Origin of the sequence: Halobacillus litoralis (assembly GCF_009856415.1) — a bacterium.
GTDB classification, from domain to species: Bacteria; Bacillota; Bacilli; order Bacillales; family Halobacillaceae; genus Halobacillus; species Halobacillus litoralis_C.
The window spans coordinates 29,191-47,288 of record NZ_WMEZ01000011.1 but is presented as its reverse complement, the minus strand read 5'-3'; the positions used below and the strand labels follow the sequence as shown (position 1 = coordinate 47,288).

The window sequence follows — 18,098 nt, the reverse complement described above, 5'->3', positions numbered from 1 at the left end:
ATCCCAAATGGGTAAAGATCTATTTCTTTTATTCTGAATTCTAAGTGGTGTTTTTAGTGACTGGATTATGACTGGATACTTGTTCATAGAGTATTAAAACTTATTGTTGTTTATAAGTTCACTTTGCGATGGAAACCTTGGTTTAACAAGGTTCTGTGGGTCTTATTATTGTCCTATTAAATAGCCGAGTGAATGGGCGGCATGATGTGATAGCGCCCAAAACCCTTTCATCATAGGATTTGAGAACAATTTGACTGGATATTGACTGGTTTTTAAAATCGTTTACTAAATTCATAAGCCTCTCAAGAGTTCATAAACTTTTGAGAGGCTTTTTTTAATAGGTGATCGGCTCATCTCTCTTTGGAAGATAATTAAGATAAGCTAGAAGTGAAACAAAATAATCTATTAGGATTGGGGGAGACAACAGGGTTAGCCGGCTCTTTTACTAACTACTAGTTCTTCTCTTGTATAAACCAATTAACAAGAATTTTATAATAGTTTTTTAGAAATGTACCTATTTTAAAAGACTTAGCTCCTATTTATTGCAAGAGATGCTTGTGGCAAAGGGTTGATTTCGAAATAATAGTTATTAAGTGACTGGACGATTATCTCGAAACTGAGCCTCCAAGTATAGGGCAGGTATGTGTAAGACTCAGTTTCGAGATATTAGAGTAATCTGGTGCAAAAGTAAAGTTGAGCTTATGGAGGTTTTTTGAAATAATTGGTTCTAGTTGGGGATTGAAAGAACAGGGGATGTAGATGATAACAGAAGGTATTGGTATCATGTTATTCCTACATATCAGGAAGTTAGAGACATTAACGTGAAAACTGTAAATAGGGATGGGACTGAAAAATTCGTTGGAAATACTCAATGACCCTTATTAAAGATAAGGGGACAAATTCTGAAAACCATGAGGAGCAATTATTAATTATGGTTAAGTCTTTAAAAGGGCAGTTTTTCTTGATCCTATTAGCTGCTATCTGTTTTGTAATTAATTCATTTTCATATATTGAGTTTACTGGTGAAGAAAGGTTTTTGTTCAATCGGAGACTCTTCTATTTATTATGATTATATCGGTTTTTAATGCAGGAATGATCACACAAAAGTACATACACTCAAGAAAAAATCCTCGGTGATATCTTGATATCGAGTTTTCATGAATCGGGGGCATATCTTGAACAACCCCTGGTTCCTTTTTCAATTTTTCGGATGAAAGTCTTGAACTAAGGGAGGATAAGTTGAGTAAGATCAGGCGCAGAAATTATAGCTGTATTAATATAAATAATTAAAATCTGACTATGGGTAAAGGAAGAAAAAAATGAAGAATCAATTTTCGATCGGAGAAATGGCAAAGCTTCATAATACGACTATCAAGACTTTAAGATATTATGATGAAATTGGTTTATTGAAGCCTATTCAAATTGATAAAAATAACGGATATAGATACTATTCAACCGAACAATTTGAACAGTTAAACACTATTCATTATTTAAAGGGATTATGTTTTTCTTTAAAGGAGATCGGGGAGCACTTAGTACAACGGGACATTGAAAGCTTTTTAGATTTATTAGAAAAACAAAAAGAATTATCAGAAAAAAAAATCAAGGAATTAGAACGTGTTAACCGTAAATTTCAAAACCGAATTAACGACATAAAACATGCTCGAAGAATAGCGGAATTTGGAGTTGCATCGGTAGAGCATTTTAAAGAAAGAAAAATAGTAAGGTTAATGGGAAAAATAAGTTCAGAACCAGAGCTGGAGGTTTCCCTAAGACAATTAGAAAATATGTCTAATATGAAAGCTTCCGTTTTTATAGGAGGTGTTGGGCTTACTGTAAGTTTGAATAGTATAAAGGAATCTAAGTTCGATGAATATAATTCCATATTCATTTTAGCCGAGGAAGAAGATATTAAAAGTCCTTTAGTGACAAAGCTACTGGAAGGAACATATGCCTGCATTTATTATAAGGGAAGTCATAATGATTCCCTACAATATTACAGGATACTCCTAAACTTCATCCAAGAAAACGGTCTTCAAATGGTTGGCGATGCCATTGAAAGGACAATCATTAACCAGTATGTTTCAAAAAGAAAGGAAGACTACCTGACCGAAATACAAATACCAGTAAAGTATTGACCCTCCCCTTACAGGAGGGTTTATCTTATAAAAAAGGTATTTTTGAAGGAGGTCTTCTCATGTTTGATTTATCAACACTTTTACTTTTTATGGGTACAGCAATCATTTTAGTTGTCATCCCTGGGCCAGATTTGGTATTTACGGTAACTCAAGGAATGGCTAATGGCAAACGAGCTGGTGTCATCACCGCAATGGGGTTAAGTACGGGTAATATCGTTCACACTTTAGCCGCAGCACTGGGTTTGTCGTTTATTATTAAAACCTCAGTAGTTGTATTTACTATTTTCAAAATAGCAGGAGCCTTGTATTTATTTTATCTTGCATTTAAGTCTTTCAAACGTAGAAATGTAATCATTCGTTTGGACAATGAAGGTAATAATGGCTCTAATGGTCTGTTCCTTAAGGGGGTACTAATGAATATCTTAAATCCAAAAGTGGCCATCTTCTTTCTAACGTTCCTTCCTCAATTTGTAAATTATAAAACGTTAAATGTACCACTGCAAATGGTCGTCTTAGGGTTGATTTTTATTATCTTGACTGCCATAATATTTAGCTTATTTGGTTATTTTTCAGGAACTTTCAGGGAACAGTTTTTAAAAAAACCTCGTTTCAATGAGTATATGAACGTAACAGCTACAATTATTTTTGTCGGATTGGGTTTAAAACTTCTAACAACTACAATGTAACACAGCAAAGTTGCGTTACAAAAAACCTTTTAGAAGAATGTCGGTGAGGGGCAAAGAGAACGTTAAAAATGAATTTGGTTTCGCTTTCCTAGCCATGAACTTGAGGAAGTAAGGAATGGAAAACGCCATATCAATGAATAGATCCAATCTATAAAAAAAGGTTCCGATTATCAAATTTGATATTCGGAACTTTTTTTTCTTATAATTTTCCGGTCAGGAATTGAGCCTCTCCATTTCCGAAGCTCCAATCCGCATCCCCATTGTTTGCAATGGACACCATAAGATCTTCAGGGGAGATGCCGCAACGTTCCTGAAGATACACAGCAAAGTTTTTATATAGCTTTTCTTTTTGTTGTTCTGTTCTAGGTCTGCTTGTGAGAGATATGACTACTACATCTTTGCTGCGCTCAAACCCTAGCCCGGTATCCTGTATGATCATCTCGTGAGCCGGGTGCTGGTGCACTATCTGGTATCGATCACGTTCTGGTACTTCAAAAGCATCTACCATAGCTTCATGAGAGGCGTCTAATAAAGACTGTAGTTCTTCATTAGATCTCCCTTCTACAATATCAAATCGAACTAATGGCATTTCTATTTTCCTCCTTTGAGTAAATTTATCAAAATATATCATACAATTCAAAAAAATCATACACTTTTTCTATAAATAATCCAAAAAAATGATGAAGTTTTGAGTGTATTTTGGTAATATGGAGGAAAGAATTCAAAATAAGATACAAATATAAAACAAGATTGGGGACATTTGCAATGATAAAGAATAAGCGGATTAATGAGTTACTTCAGTATGTGCAAAAGATGCAAACAGTCTCGCTGGATGACTTGGTTAAAGAATTTAAAGTATCTAAAAATACCATCCGGAGAGATGTTCAAGAGTTAGTGGATCAGGGGAAGCTTCAAAAGGTTTATGGAGGCGTGTCAGCAAATAAATCTTCAACTGTACCTTACCATGATCGGAAAGTGCAAAATGAAGAAGGAAAAATTAAAATTGCAGAAATGGCAGCTTCCTATGTGAAAGATGGAGATATTATTTTTCTTGATTCAGGTACAACAACAGTAGAATTGCTGGAATTTATAAAGGATAAAAACCTAATTATCGTTACGAATAATCTGGATTTCACGATTGAAGCCACTCCCTACAGCAACTTAAGAATTTATTCAACGGGCGGGATGTATGAGAGGTCCACGAAATCATATGCAGGATTAGAAAGTGCAGAGGCGGTCAAAAGCTATAACTTTAGTAAAGCATTCATGGCTTCTACAGGCATCTCCTTAACGAATGGAGTAACGAATTCTTCCCCTCAAGAAACGCAAATTAAAAGTACGGTGGTCGAGAGAAGTGAAGAGGTCTACCTTTTAGTGGATCACAGTAAGTTCGATCATTACTCTCTAACCACTTATTGTGATATGGAGGATATCGACTATTTAGTAACAGATGAAATGCCGGAAGATAAATACAAACAGTTTGCTGAAAAGAATAATGTAAAGCTGATTTTCCCCTAGTCTAATACGAGTTTAACAAATTTAGTGGGAGAAATATTCTGAAAACGGTTGACTGAAAACGCTTTTAGTAATATGATTGATTCAGAATTTAACAATAAGTTAACCAAAAGTTAACACTAAAAGTTTAATAAATGAAAATAACCCCCTGAAATATCTATTTAAGGGTAACTGTTGGTTAATTATTTTGTAAGCGTTTGTTAATGAAATGAATTAATGGAGGGATGGAAATGAGCCATTTGCTTAAAAAGCCCCAACGTGTGGTGAAATCTGAAGGAGTAACCATAGTACACGACATTACAGGAGAGCAAAGCAACTTAGAATATGTAGGGTTTAAAGTAGTGGATTTGGAAAAAGGTTCATTCTATGGTGAACAATTGAATGGTTTGGAATGCTGTATAGTTGCTTTAACAGGCAGGGTTGATATCAAGGAAGGGAAGGAAACCTTTGAGAATCTCGGTACCCGTGACAGCGTGTTTGAACAGAAGCCTACGGATAGTGTGTATGTTTCTAACGATCGCATCTATGAAGTGAAAGCGGTTACTGATGCTCGTGTTGCTTTATGCTATTCACCTTCCGAAGAACAGCTTCCCACTAAGCTGATTAAAGCTGACTCGATTGATGTAGAACATAGAGGGAAATACAACAACAAAAGAAGAGTTCATAATATTCTTCCTGACTCTGACCCTTCAGCAAATAGTCTTCTTGTTGTTGAGGTCTATACAGAGAGCGGAAATTGGTCATCCTATCCGCCGCATAAGCATGACCAGGACAATTTACCTGAAGAATCCTTTTTAGAGGAAACGTACTATCATGAGATGGACCCTCCACAAGGGTTTGTTTTTCAACGTGTGTATACGGATGATCGCTCATTAGATGAAACGATGACAGCTGAGAACGGGGATGTTGTCATTGTTCCAAAAGGTTACCACCCAGTTGGAGTACCTGATGGATATACATCCTATTATTTGAATGTTATGGCTGGACCTGTCCGGAAGTGGAAGTTCAATAATGATGAAGACCATGAATGGATTGTAAATCGCGATTAAGAATCTATAAGAATATGAAACCTAAAGAATATAAAAGGTGGGCCTCATATGAAAGAAACGATTCGTTTAACAACCTCTCAAGCACTAATTAAATTTATAAATAATCAATATATTCATGTGGATGGAGAAGAGTTTCCCTTTGTAGAAGGTATTTTTAATATATTTGGGCATGGGAACGTTCTCGGTATCGGCCAGGCTCTTGAACAAGACTCTGGTGATTTAAAGGTCATCCAAGGGAAGAATGAACAAGGAATGTCTCTTGCTGCTATTGCTTATAGCAAAGAAAAACTTAGACAAAAAATTTATGCTGTAACAACGTCCGTAGGTCCTGGTTCTGCAAACACGGTTACCGCAGCAGCAACAGCGCTGGCGAATAACATTCCGGTGTTGTTCCTGCCAGGTGATACATTCGCTACAAGGCAACCAGACCCTGTTCTTCAGCAGTTTGAGCAAGAAAACAGTATATCAACAACAACCAATGATGCCTTGAAGCCTGTTTCAAGATATTGGGACCGTGTAACACGGCCGGAACAGTTGATGAGCAGCTTGATTCGAGCTTTTGAAGTTATGACAGATTCTGCCAAGGCAGGTCCAGCAACTATCTCAATTTCTCAGGACGTTGAAGGGGAAGCGTATGACTTTGATGTAGACTTCTTCAAGAAACGGGTTCATTATATGGACCGCCCAATTCCACGTGAACGTGAGTTGAAAGGCGCGGAAGAGCTAATCCGCAATAGTAAAAAGCCTGTCATTCTAGTTGGTGGAGGTGCGAAATATTCTCAAGCCCGTGAAATTCTAATGGAGCTTTCTGAAAAGCATAACATTCCTTTGGTAGAAACACAGGCAGGAAAGTCTACAGTAGAATCAGACTTCAAAAATAATCTAGGGGGCCTGGGTATTACAGGAACCCTTGCTGCTAATAAAGCAGCCAAGCAATCAGACCTCATTATCGGGGTAGGCACAAGGTACACGGACTTTGCAACCTCTTCAAAAACCGCTTTTAACTTCGAGAATACTCGTTTTCTCAATATCAATGTCAATCGAATGCAGTCCTATAAAATGGATGGATTTCAAGTAGTGGCCGATGCGAAGCTTACATTAGAGCAATTGCAGCCGCTATTAGAAGGATATGAAGCGGAATTTGGCTCAGAAATACAAGAGCTGAAAACTGAATGGCTAAAAGAACGCGATCGTTTGAGTGAAGTGGTTTACAGCAGAGAAGACTTTGACCCTGAAATTAAAAATCATTTTTCACAAGAAGTCCTGAATGAATATGCGGATGCTTTGAAGACAGAGCTTCCTCAGACAACAGCCCTATTAAAAATAAACGAAACAATTGACCCGAGCAGTGTCATTATTTGTTCGGCAGGTTCTCTACCAGGAGACTTGCAGAGACTTTGGCATTCTACTGTACCTAATACTTACCACTTGGAATATGGTTATTCCTGTATGGGATACGAAATCTCCGGAACACTTGGGTTGAAGCTTGCGAACCCGGATAAAGAAGTATATTCCATTGTTGGAGACGGAAGTTTTCTAATGCTTCATTCAGAATTTATTACTTCGCTTCAATATAATAAGAAAATCAACGTGCTTCTGTTTGATAATTCTGGTTATGGCTGTATCAATAATTTGCAAATGGATCATGGCAGCGGTAGTTATTATTGTGAATTTAGAACAGATGAGAACGAGGTTATGAATATTGACTATGCCAAAGTGGCTGAAGGTTATGGCGCGAAAACCTATAAAGTACATTCATTAAAAGAGTTAGAAGAAGCTTTGGAAGACGCGAAAAAACAGGACGTCTCCACACTGATCGACATGAAAGTGTTACCAAAGACTATGACAGACGGCTATCAAAGCTGGTGGAATGTCGGAGTAGCGGAAGTTTCAGAAAAGGAAAGCGTTCAAAAAGCACATGAGCATCGAATGAAGATGCTTGAGGAAGCAAAGCAGTATTAGACCTTAACGGTAAAAGTTAATGATGGGAGGGTGGAAATCTCCACTCTTCTGAATATTAATAATTTTGGCAAGCGGTTACAATTTAAAATTTTCTGATTTTTAAAAAAGTGATAACCTGGAGGCCGAGGTAATGAAAAAAAATATGACCCCACGTAAGTTTTTATTTATTATCATTGTTTGTTCGACATTTGGTGGGCTTTTGTTTGGTTATGATACAGGCGTCATTAATGGTGCATTGCCATACATGTCTAAAGAAAGTCAGCTTAACTTAACTCCATTCCTTGAAGGTTTAGTTACTAGTTCCCTCTTATTCGGGGCAGCTATCGGAGCGATTATTGGAGGTAGGGTCTCTGATAGTATCGGCCGCAAGAAAACCATTATCTTTTTAGCGGTACTTTTCTTTTTTGCAACATTAGGGGTATCTTTTACGCCTGGTGTGACATTGATGATCATCTTCCGTTTCTTGCTTGGTCTTGCGGTTGGAGGAGCATCCGTGACAGTTCCTACATACTTAGCGGAAATGGCTCCATCTGAAAGTCGTGGCAGGATGGTAACACAAAATGAATTGATGATTGTAACGGGACAACTACTAGCCTTTACGATCAATGCTATTTTAGGAAACATGTCAGAAGGCAACGACAGTGTCTGGAGAATAATGTTATTAATTGCTGCTGTTCCTGCGGTAGCATTATTCTTTGGTATGCTGCCGCTACCGGAAAGTCCAAGATGGCTAATGAAAAATGAGAAAAAAGACCAGGCCATGGGCGTGCTGCACAAAATCCGTGAAAAATCTAAAGTGCGTGGTGAATATAACCAAATTGATGCTACCGTCATTATGGAGGAAAAATTAGATAAGGCCACGTATAAGGATCTAACGGTTCCATGGGTTCGCTATATTTTGTTCCTTGGTATAGGGATTGCTGTTGTTCAGCAAATCACAGGGGTTAACTCCATTATGTACTATGGAACAGAGATATTGCGAGATGCGGGTTTTAGTACTAATGCGGCATTAACAGCAAATATTTCAAATGGGGTTATATCCGTTCTAGCTACATTTGTTGGAATTTGGCTTTTGGGAAAGGTCGGACGCAAACCGATGCTCCTCGTCGGCCAATTCGGAACTTTAACGGCATTGCTTTTGATAGGTATTTCATCTTTAGTTCTGGAAGGGACAGCCGTTTTGCCCTACGTCGTTATTTGTTTGACAGTTATGTTCTTAGGTTTCCAACAGGGGGCAATTTCTCCAGTTACCTGGCTGATGCTTGCAGAGATTTTTCCATTGCGACTCCGCGGACTGGGTATGGGTTTATCAGTATTTTGTCTCTGGATGGTTAACTTCGGGGTCAGCTTTGTCTTCCCTATTCTGCTTGCTGGAATCGGATTGTCTTCCACATTCTTTTTATTTGCTGCTCTCGGAGTGTTAGCAATAGCATTTGTTATCAAATTCTTGCCTGAAACCAAAGGTAAAACATTAGAAGAAATCGAATCATATTTCAAAAAGCGAGAAAATCAAAAAGAAAATGTAAAAACAAAAGCCTTATAAACTAAGAGGAGGATGATTATGACAATCAAAATAGGAGTTATTGGAACAGGTGCGATTGGAAGAGAGCATATCGATCGAATAGAAAACATTCTATCTGGTGGGGAAGTTAAAGCGGTTACAGATGTGAACCAAGAGTCTGCTTATAAAGCTGTAGAGGATTATAACTTGGATGCTACGGTTTATCCTGATGATGTAGCTCTTGTAGGGGATCCAAACATTGACGCCGTTTTTGTGACAAGCTGGGGACCTGCACATGAGCAAAGTGTTCTTTTAGCTATTGAAGCTGGGAAATATGTATTCTGTGAAAAGCCGTTAGCGACATCTGCTGAAGGGTGTATGAGAATAGTCGATGCGGAACAAAAGCATGGGAAACGTCTTGTCCAAGTTGGTTTTATGCGCCGTTACGATGAAGGATATGTGCAGTTAAAGGATGCTCTGGACAATAACGAAATCGGCGACCCGTTGATGATCCACTGTTCCCACAGAAACCCAGGTGTTGATGGAAATTACAAAACCAATATGGCAGTAACGGAAACATTAATCCATGAAATTGATGCCCTTCACTGGCTTATCGATGACAACTATAAATCTGTAAGGGTAGATTTCCCTAGAAAAACAAAGCATTCCCATGCGGAATTACAAGACCCACAGGTATTTACACTTAAAACACAAGGAGGCGTGCTGATCAATGCAGAAGTCTTTGTGAACTGTAAGTACGGTTATGATATCCAATGTGAAGTCATGGGAGAAGAAGGGATTGCTAAACTTCCAGAAGTAGCTAGTGTAGTTGTTCGTAAAGACTCCAAGGTGAGCTCTAACATTCTGAACGATTGGAAAATAAGATTTATGGATGCTTACAACAAAGAACTGCAAAATTTCATTGATTCACTCGATAAATATGGAGAACCTCAAGGGCCTACATCATGGGATGGATACATCGCAGCTGTAACTGCTGATGCTTGTCTGCAAGCTCAAGACACTGGAGAAGAAGTAGATATTAAGCTTCAAGATACCCCTGATTTTTATAAAAAACAAGTGGCTGTAAGTAATTAATCTAATTGGGGGAGTTTGGTGCTTATATGAACATACCAAACTTCCCTTCCTAAAATAGTAAGAGGACTAACCTTCATAATTCCTTGAAGATTCATTTTCAAAGCTTGCCGGTTATGAAGCCGATTAAATCCAAACAGTTAAAAAAGGAGATGTTTCCATTGCGTTTAGCATATGATCCGTCACATTATCGTGATAATACAAATTTAAAAGATACGATCGACGCAGTTGCTAGATTAGGGTACGAATACGTTGAGTTATCGCCACGTAAAGACTTTATTTGGTTTAATGAATACCCAAAAGTTGATAAGCAGTTGATCAAAGATCTAAAAAGATATTGCTCAGATGCCGGTGTCAAAATCTCTTCTGTGCTTCCTGTCCAACAATGGTCCTCACCCATTGAAGAAGAACGCCAAGCTGCCGTGAGAAATTGGAAGCGTTGTATAGAAGTCACTTCTGAATTAGGGGTGGACTTAATGAACAGCGAATTTGCCGGCGACAAAAGCCGTCCTGTTCAAAGTGAAGCTGCTTTTGTGAAATCAATGGATGAGCTCATGCCACTGTTTGAAAAAGAGGGAATTAAACTCAATTTGCAATCTCATCCTCATGATTTTATTGAGTTGAACACGGAAGCTATTAAAATGATTCGTGCACTAGATAAAGAGTGGATTAAGTTGGTTTACTCTGTTCCCCATGCTTTCTTTTATGACGATGGAATTGGTGATGTAGAACAACACCTAGAGGAAGCGGGAGATTTACTTGATCATGTCCTAATTGCGGATACTCTTAATCATAAAGCGGCATTTGGACTACGATATATTGTGAATCCACCTGATGCAAACGTGACGGTTCACCAACATTTGAACCCTGGTGAAGGGGAAGTGAACTTTGAAGCGCTCTATCGGAAATTAAGAGAAATGGAGTTTGATGGAATTGTAACAAATTCAGTCTTCTCCTACCCTGATAAACCAGAATGGTCCAATGAAATAACACTTAAATCCATTAAAGAGGGATTAAATATTTAATACCTCATCCTTTTTAATGATAAGGAAAATACGTGAGGAATTAAACATCTAGTCATCATCAAGACAGAGTGCGTCACATAGACCGCCGTTATGTGACGTAACTCTTCTAATGATTAAGGAGGAATAGAGGATGAAGTTATGTTTTAATCAGGCGACTACGCTTGAAAACTCAAACCTCGAGAAAGACTTAAAATATTGTGACAAGCACGGATATGATTATATTGAAATACGTTCAATGGATAAGCTTCCGGAATACCTGGAATCTCATTCTTTGGAAGAATTAAAAACTTTCTTTCAGGACCATCATATTAAACCGTTAGCCCTAAATGCTTTGGTGTTTTTTAATAATCGTAATGAAGAAGATGTTTTAAATGAATTCAAGCAAATGGTAGAAACAGGCAGTGAACTGGGTGTTCAATATATTGTCGCCGTTCCCCTTGTAACCGAAGAGAAAATTTTACTGAAGGACATTGAAGAAAGTGCTGTAAAAATGCTGAGAGAATTCTCAAACATTGCAGAACCATATGGCATCAAGGTCGCTCTCGAGTTTGTAGGCCATCCAGAATGCACGATCAATACATTTGAGCAGGCTTACGATATTGTCCAAAAGGCAAATCGGGAAAATGTAGGACTTGTCTTTGACTGCTTCCATTTTCACGCTATGGGCTCAAGCTATGAAGCTTTGAAAGAAGCAGATGGACAAAAAATCTTCATTCTTCACATTGATGACACAGAAGATTTTCCAATTGGTTTACTAAGAGACGAAGACCGTGTCTGGCCTGGAGAAGGCGCGATTGATTTAGATGGTCTTTTATCTACGCTGAAAGAGATTGGTTATGAAGATGGAGTTGTATCTGTAGAGTTGTTCAGACCTGAATATTATGAAATGGATGCAGAAGAAGTGATTATAAAGGCTAAGGATACAACACTTGATGTAGTATCCAAGCACTACGATACTCAACCAATATAAATAAGAGGATTGATACCTATGAATACAAAGGAAAACGTGCTGACGCCCTTGGTATCTATGAAGGAAATGTTGTTAAAAGCAAAACGGGAGAATTATGCTGTCGGCCAATTTAATATTAATCACCTGGAATCGATCCAAGCTTTTCTAGCTGCAGGAGAGGAAGAGGAATCTCCATTAATTTTGGGAGCGTCTGATCGATTAATCGATTATCTCGGCGGGTTTCAGACGGTTGTCTCGATGGTGGAGAGTCTTGTGAAAGAGATGTCCATTTCTGTACCGGTTGCCTTGCATCTCGACCATGGCAAGAGCGTGGAGCGCTGTAAGGCTGCTGTGGATGCGGGTTTCACATCCGTAATGATCGATGGTTCACATTTTCCCATTGATGAAAACATCATAATGACAAAAGAAGTAGTGGATTACGCTCATTCAAAAGGGGTTTCCGTAGAGGCAGAGGTTGGATCAGTCGGCGGAACAGAAGATGGTGTAGTCGGTGGGGTCAAATATGCCGATCCTAATGAATGTTTGAAGCTAGTTGAGGAAACGGATGTTGATGCGTTGGCGGCTGCTCTCGGATCTGTGCATGGCCCTTATCAGGGGGAACCGAAGTTAGGATTTGAAGAGATGAAACAGATCTCTGAAATGACCCAAGTCCCACTAGTGCTCCATGGTGGATCTGGTATCCCAATTTATCAATTACAAAAAGCGATTCACTTTGGACACGCTAAGATAAATGTCAATACAGAGTGTATTCAAGCATGGACAAATGCTGTAAGGAAAGTTCTTAGTGCTGATGCGCAAGTCTATGAACCTAGAATCATTCATACGCCGGCTAAAGAGGCGATGAAAGAAATGGCTAAAAGTAAGATGAGAGAGTTTATGAGCAGTAAAAAAGCATGAAGAGGAGGGGGCGATCATAGGTCGCCCTTTTCAAACGAATATAAATATTTTTAAGAAAGGGGAACATAGAAATGGCTGAAAAAACTAGAATTGGACGAACGGATTTATATGTGAATCCCATTGGACTTGGTACAAACGCAGTCGGCGGCCATAACTTGTATCCAAATCTTGATGAACAGCAAGGTGTGGATATGGTAAAAGAAGCAATTGAAAATGGTGTGGATTTTCTGGATACAGCTTTTATATATGGACCAGGTTATTCGGAAGAGTTAGTAGGAAAGGCTATCAAAGAAATGGGAAATCGCAGTGAAGTTGCCTTAGCTACGAAAGGTGCCCAAAAGTTCGTTAATGGTGAGGAAGTTTTGGATAACTCTCCTGCTTTTCTTAAACAATCAGTAGAAGATAGTTTGAAGCGTCTACAGACGGATTACATCGATTTGTACTACATTCATTTTCCTGATGAAGACACTCCGAAGAGTGAAGCTGTAGGGGCTCTCAAAGAACTAAAGGACGAAGGTACAATACGTTCCATTGGTGTTTCTAATATGAGCCTGGATCAGCTGAAAGAAGCCAATCAAGATGGGCATGTAGATGTATTTCAAGGCTTATACAATTTGCTACAGAGAGATGCGGAAAAAGAATTCTTCCCATATATTCTTGAAAATGAAATTTCGTTTGTACCGTTTTTCCCATTAGCTTCAGGTCTCCTTGCTGGGAAATACGATAAAAATACGAAGTTCCCAGAATCTGATTTGCGCTCAAGCATGCCTCATTTTCAAGGAGAGGCATTCCTTCATAACCTTGAAAAAGTAGATCAATTGCGAACGATCGCGAATCGGAAAGGTGTCGAAGTTCCTCATTTAGTACTTGCCTGGTACCTGGCACATGAGGCTATCGATACTATTATTCCGGGAGCAAAAAATGGAGAGCAAGTAAAAAGTAACTTGAAAACGCTCCAAGTGGATATGAGTAAACAAGAATTCGATGAAATTGACCAACTATTTGCCTAGCTTCAAGTAAAAGGGGGGGGAAGGGCCCCTCCCTTATGCATAATTGTTTATTCATACTCCTGACACATTGGAGAGATCTTTATGAAGCGAGGGTTGTCTGATCAACTGTTTATTCTCTATTCCGTAGTTTTAGCTATATACTTTGTAAATGTTTTCCTGGACCTTTCATACCTTGAATGGATCGTAGGAATTTTAGCTGTTCCAACGTTTTTGGTTTCATTTATTTATGCGACCCGTTTGTTTAAAGTCTTGGGAGGTATATTTCTAACTACTGGAAGTTTTATGTTTTTTTCAGCAGGGGTTCATGTTTACAATTTTCCTTTGTACCTTATATCTAATATGAATCTCCTTGTTTTTTTAAGCATGTTACCGTGGATTAATAGTGCTGCCTATATTGGACGTTATGAAAAGAGTATCAAAGGGCTTATGAAAGTGAATGTTCGCCATCTGGGTGATTTGTACCCTAAAAGTGTATTTACAAGTGGAACCTTAATGACTTTTTTAAACTTGTCAGCTGTAAATTTATCTCAGGGAATATTGATAGATTCATTAAAGGGAGTAAAAAAAAGAATCCGTGATCGGTTTATTGCAAGGTCCACAATACGGGCTTATGCATTGACAATGATATGGAGTCCAATGGAAATAATGGTCGGTATTGTTGTTGATGCTACAGGGGTCAGTTATTTGAGTTACCTTCCGTGGCTTTTGTTGGTATCGTTCACAGTTCTGATCCTTGATTTGCAGATGGAAAAACGTTCCTTTCGATCCATTCCATACAAAGGTCACAAAATAGCGGATGGGTACCAGACTAAGAAGAAAATCTATCTGAAAATGTTCAAGTTGTTAGTGATTTTAGGGTTGTTTTTAGCCGCGGTGATGATAACGAGTGAGTGGTTGCAATTTAGTTTTATTCTTGCTGTCACACTTGTCATTTTTCCGTTTTCTTTCGTTTGGGCGTTCTTCATGAAAAAAGTTTTTCTTTTCTTGAGAATTGGATACAAAACATGGCGACAGAAAACAAATCACTTACAGAACTTTTTCGTGCTTTTTATTTCTCTATCACTTTTTTCGAAAAGTCTTAATCAAACAGAAGCCCTTACGTGGATTCAAAATCCGTTTACTGCATTTAAAGAATACCCTGTGATCATACTGGGGTTAATTTTATTTACCTACATAGGACTGGGTCTGTTGGGAGTTCACCCCATTGCTACGGTGGGTGTATTGCTTGAAATCTTACAGCCGTTTTTTGAGGTATTCAACCCTATGGGAATCGGCGTGATGTTGATTGTAGGGGCTTTGGCCACGGCGAGTTCTGGAACTTATGGGATTGTTGTTACCCTGACATCTATAAATACCCAGCAAAACCCATATGCCATTACAGTCACCAACTTACCCTTTACTTTAATTTTTGGATCTATCGGAATAGTGACGGCTTATTTTCTATTATGAGTAAGTTTAGAGAAAAAGAGCTTAATAGATCGTCTGTAGAGATAATTTTTGAGTATCTTAAGGTTAATTTTTGATTATATTTTGTAACTTTATGTTGCAATTCTGTTCAGAGTATTATATTGTAAGATTAAGATATTTAAACGCTTTCAAATCTGAAAATTAAAAGATAAGTCTACTATTCTTTAAAGTTAAGAATTAATGGAGGGGATCACGTGTATAACTTGGAATTCAAAGAAGGTCGACCCTTAGATCTTATTGGAATTGGAAGACTGTGCATTGATTTAAACGCAGATCAATTCAATCGTCCAATGGAAGAAACAAAATCTTTTACAAAGTATGTAGGAGGTTCCCCGGCCAATATTACAATTGGTGCTTCGAGGCTTGGTCTAAAACCAGGGTTTATAGGTAAGGTTTCAGATGACCAAATGGGACGTTTCATTGTGGATTATTTAAAAGGGGACAATATTGATACAACAAACATAGCTGTTGATCATACAGGAGCTGTTACAGGCTTAGCCTTCACTGAAATTAAGAGTCCAGAGGATTGTAGCATCTTAATGTATCGCGATAACGTGGCAGATTTGAAACTAAGCACAGATGATGTTTCAGAGGATTATATAAAAAATGCAAAGGCCCTCCATATCTCTGGGACGGCACTTGCGGCAAGTCCATCGAGAGAAGCTGTCTTCTTAGCACTGGAATACGCCAGGAAACACGAGGTGGTTGTTATTTTCGACATTGACTACCGTCCGTACACTTGGAACAACGATAAAGAAACAGCTACGTATTATAACCTTGCTGCGGAAAAGTGTGATGTCATTATCGGCACAAGAGATGAATTTGACATGATGGAACAGTTTGAAAAAGAGAAGAAATCAGATGAAGAGACTGCTTCAAAGTGGTTTAGTCATAACGCTGAGATCGTAGTGATTAAACACGGAGCCAAAGGTTCCTTCGCTTATACAAAAGACGGAAATTCCCATACGAGCGGTACTTTTAAAACAAAAGTGTTGAAAACCTTTGGTGCTGGTGACTCCTATGCATCTGCCTTCATTTATGGTCTATTCCAACATTGGGATTTATCAAAAGCGATGGAATACGGTAGTGCTTCAGCCGCTATTGTCATTTCAAGACACAGTTGTTCAGACGCCATGCCGACAACGAAGGAAATTGATGATTTTAAAGCAAAAGCTGAAAGACAGGAAATTTCCTGATTTCTCTATAATGGAAAGCAACTTATATAAATATCATCACTATTTTAAGGAGGAAGATTAAATGAGTAATGTCACAAGTGAAGTGAAAACACTAAAAAACTATATTGGTGGCGAATGGGTTGAGGCGAAAAGTGATCAGACAGAAGAGGTTTATAACCCTGCAACGGGAGAAGTCATTGCTAGAGTACCAATTTCCTCAAAAGAAGATGTAGATTATGCAGTTAACGTTGCTAAGGTAGCTTTCGAGGATTGGAAAGAAGTACCGGTGCCGAAAAGAGCGCGAATTTTGTTTAAATATCAGCAACTTCTTGTTGAACACTGGGATGAACTAGCAGAATTGATTACTCTTGAAAATGGAAAAAACTTAAAAGAAGCTAAAGGTGAAGTACAACGAGGAATTGAAAATGTTGAGTTTGCGACAGGTGCCCCGACTCTTATGATGGGTGATCAATTACCATCTATTGCGAAAGGTCTTGAATCGGGAGTGCAACGCTATCCGATCGGTGTTATTGGGGGAATCACACCATTTAACTTTCCTATGATGGTTCCATGCTGGATGTTCCCAATGGCGATTGCCACAGGAAACTCTTTCGTCATGAAGCCGTCTGAGCGCACACCACTATTGGCCAATCGCCTGGCTGAACTTTTAGATGAAGCAGGGTTGCCAAAAGGCGTATTTAATATCGTTCATGGCGCGCATGATGTTGTGAACGGACTGCTAGACCATAAGAAGGTTGCAGCTATTTCTTTCGTTGGATCTCAACCAGTAGCAGAATATGTATATAAGCGCGGTACAGAAAATCTGAAGCGTGTTCAAGCTCTGGCTGGAGCAAAAAACCATTCCATCGTTCTAAATGATGCTAACATGGACAATGCTTCTACACAGATTCTTAATGCAGCATTTGGTTCAGCCGGGGAGCGTTGCATGGCTGCCTCTGTAGTTGCCGTTGAAGAGTCTGTAGCTGATGAGTTTATTGAGCAGCTTAAGAAGAAAACAGATGAAATCAAGATAGGTAACGGTCTTGAAGACGATGTCTTTTTAGGACCAGTTATTCGTGAACAGCATAAAGAACGTACGCTCGGTTATATTGAAAAGGGCGAACAAGAAGGTGCGAAGCTTATAAAAGATGGCCGTCAAGTTGAGACATCCCAAGAAAATGGTTACTTTGTTGGACCAACCATTTTCGATAACGTCACAACAGAAATGAAGATCTGGCAAGATGAAATTTTTGCACCTGTTCTTTCTATTGTACGTGTTAAGGATTTAGATGAAGCTGTAGACGTTACGAATGAATCGCCATTTGCCAACGGAGCATGCATTTTTACAAAGGATGGCGGTAGTGTGCGCCAGTTCCGTGAAACGATTGATGCAGGTATGCTCGGTGTCAATATTGGAGTTCCAGCACCGATGGCATTCTTCCCGTTCTCTGGTTGGAAAAACTCTTTCTATGGAGACTTGCATGCGAATGGCAAGGATGGGGTAGAATTCTTTACTCGTAAAAAAGTTATGACCACTCGGTGGGTATAAATATAGAATAAGAGGAAAAGGGAGGCTGCCTCCCTTTTCCTTTATATATTATAAAACGAATT

At 38.7% G+C, this 18,098-nt stretch carries 15 protein-coding genes; 14 read left to right on the top strand and 1 reads right to left on the bottom strand.

What is annotated here, in order from left to right; genetic code table 11:
* Nucleotides 1–1,319: 1,319 nt before the first annotated feature.
* Both GLV98_RS18470 and GLV98_RS18465 read left to right on the top strand, forming a co-directional pair.
* Nucleotides 1,320–2,138: a MerR family transcriptional regulator gene (locus GLV98_RS18470; RefSeq protein ID WP_160917512.1), complete on the top strand. Its 819-nt coding sequence runs from the start codon at nt 1,320–1,322 to the stop codon at nt 2,136–2,138.
* Nucleotides 2,139–2,197: 59 nt separating this feature from the next.
* Nucleotides 2,198–2,824 carry a LysE family translocator gene (locus GLV98_RS18465; protein ID WP_160917511.1) on the top strand — a complete coding sequence of 209 codons (627 nt, stop codon included), beginning with the start codon at nt 2,198–2,200 and terminating at the stop codon, nt 2,822–2,824.
* Between the two features lie 199 nt (nt 2,825–3,023).
* Here GLV98_RS18465 and GLV98_RS18460 read toward each other — a convergent pair whose 3' ends face one another.
* Entirely contained in the window at nt 3,024–3,413 is a 390-nt protein-coding gene (locus tag GLV98_RS18460) for a tautomerase family protein (RefSeq protein ID WP_160917510.1), read from the bottom strand.
* A gap of 176 nt (nt 3,414–3,589) precedes the next feature.
* On the opposite strand from GLV98_RS18460, the gene GLV98_RS18455 reads away from it, so the two are divergent.
* The 12 genes from GLV98_RS18455 (at nt 3,590) to GLV98_RS18400 (ending at nt 18,036) form a co-directional block, all read left to right on the top strand.
* A complete protein-coding gene (locus GLV98_RS18455; RefSeq protein WP_160917509.1) occupies nt 3,590–4,342 on the top strand; it encodes a DeoR/GlpR family DNA-binding transcription regulator in 753 nt (250 codons plus the stop codon).
* A 227-nt stretch (nt 4,343–4,569) separates the two neighbouring features.
* Nucleotides 4,570–5,388, top strand: a complete 819-nt coding sequence (gene iolB / locus GLV98_RS18450; RefSeq protein ID WP_160917508.1) for a 5-deoxy-glucuronate isomerase — start codon at nt 4,570–4,572, stop codon at nt 5,386–5,388.
* Nucleotides 5,389–5,436: 48 nt separating this feature from the next.
* A complete protein-coding gene (gene iolD / locus GLV98_RS18445) occupies nt 5,437–7,350 on the top strand; it encodes a 3D-(3,5/4)-trihydroxycyclohexane-1,2-dione acylhydrolase (decyclizing) (protein ID WP_160917507.1) in 1,914 nt (637 codons plus the stop codon).
* A gap of 130 nt (nt 7,351–7,480) precedes the next feature.
* Entirely contained in the window at nt 7,481–8,893 is a 1,413-nt protein-coding gene (locus GLV98_RS18440; RefSeq protein ID WP_160917506.1) for a sugar porter family MFS transporter, read from the top strand.
* Nucleotides 8,894–8,911: 18 nt separating this feature from the next.
* The gene (locus GLV98_RS18435) at nt 8,912–9,946 is read left to right on the top strand and encodes a Gfo/Idh/MocA family protein (protein WP_160917505.1); all 1,035 of its coding nucleotides are present in this window, start codon (nt 8,912–8,914) and stop codon (nt 9,944–9,946) included.
* 158 nt (nt 9,947–10,104) lie between these two features.
* Nucleotides 10,105–10,968: a sugar phosphate isomerase/epimerase family protein gene (locus GLV98_RS18430; RefSeq protein ID WP_160917504.1), complete on the top strand. Its 864-nt coding sequence runs from the start codon at nt 10,105–10,107 to the stop codon at nt 10,966–10,968.
* A gap of 130 nt (nt 10,969–11,098) precedes the next feature.
* Nucleotides 11,099–11,938, top strand: a complete 840-nt coding sequence (gene iolI / locus GLV98_RS18425; protein ID WP_160917503.1) for a 2-keto-myo-inositol isomerase — start codon at nt 11,099–11,101, stop codon at nt 11,936–11,938.
* A gap of 18 nt (nt 11,939–11,956) precedes the next feature.
* Entirely contained in the window at nt 11,957–12,835 is an 879-nt protein-coding gene (gene fba, locus GLV98_RS18420) for a class II fructose-1,6-bisphosphate aldolase (protein WP_160917502.1), read from the top strand.
* Between the two features lie 71 nt (nt 12,836–12,906).
* A complete protein-coding gene (locus tag GLV98_RS18415) occupies nt 12,907–13,845 on the top strand; it encodes an aldo/keto reductase (protein WP_160917501.1) in 939 nt (312 codons plus the stop codon).
* An 81-nt stretch (nt 13,846–13,926) separates the two neighbouring features.
* Nucleotides 13,927–15,294, top strand: coding sequence for a hypothetical protein (locus tag GLV98_RS18410; RefSeq protein WP_160917500.1), 1,368 nt, complete (start codon nt 13,927–13,929; stop codon nt 15,292–15,294).
* Between the two features lie 212 nt (nt 15,295–15,506).
* Nucleotides 15,507–16,508: a 5-dehydro-2-deoxygluconokinase gene (iolC, locus tag GLV98_RS18405; protein WP_160917499.1), complete on the top strand. Its 1,002-nt coding sequence runs from the start codon at nt 15,507–15,509 to the stop codon at nt 16,506–16,508.
* Nucleotides 16,509–16,569: 61 nt separating this feature from the next.
* Nucleotides 16,570–18,036, top strand: coding sequence for a CoA-acylating methylmalonate-semialdehyde dehydrogenase (locus tag GLV98_RS18400; protein ID WP_160917498.1), 1,467 nt, complete (start codon nt 16,570–16,572; stop codon nt 18,034–18,036).
* The last annotated feature ends 62 nt before the right edge of the window (nt 18,037–18,098 follow it).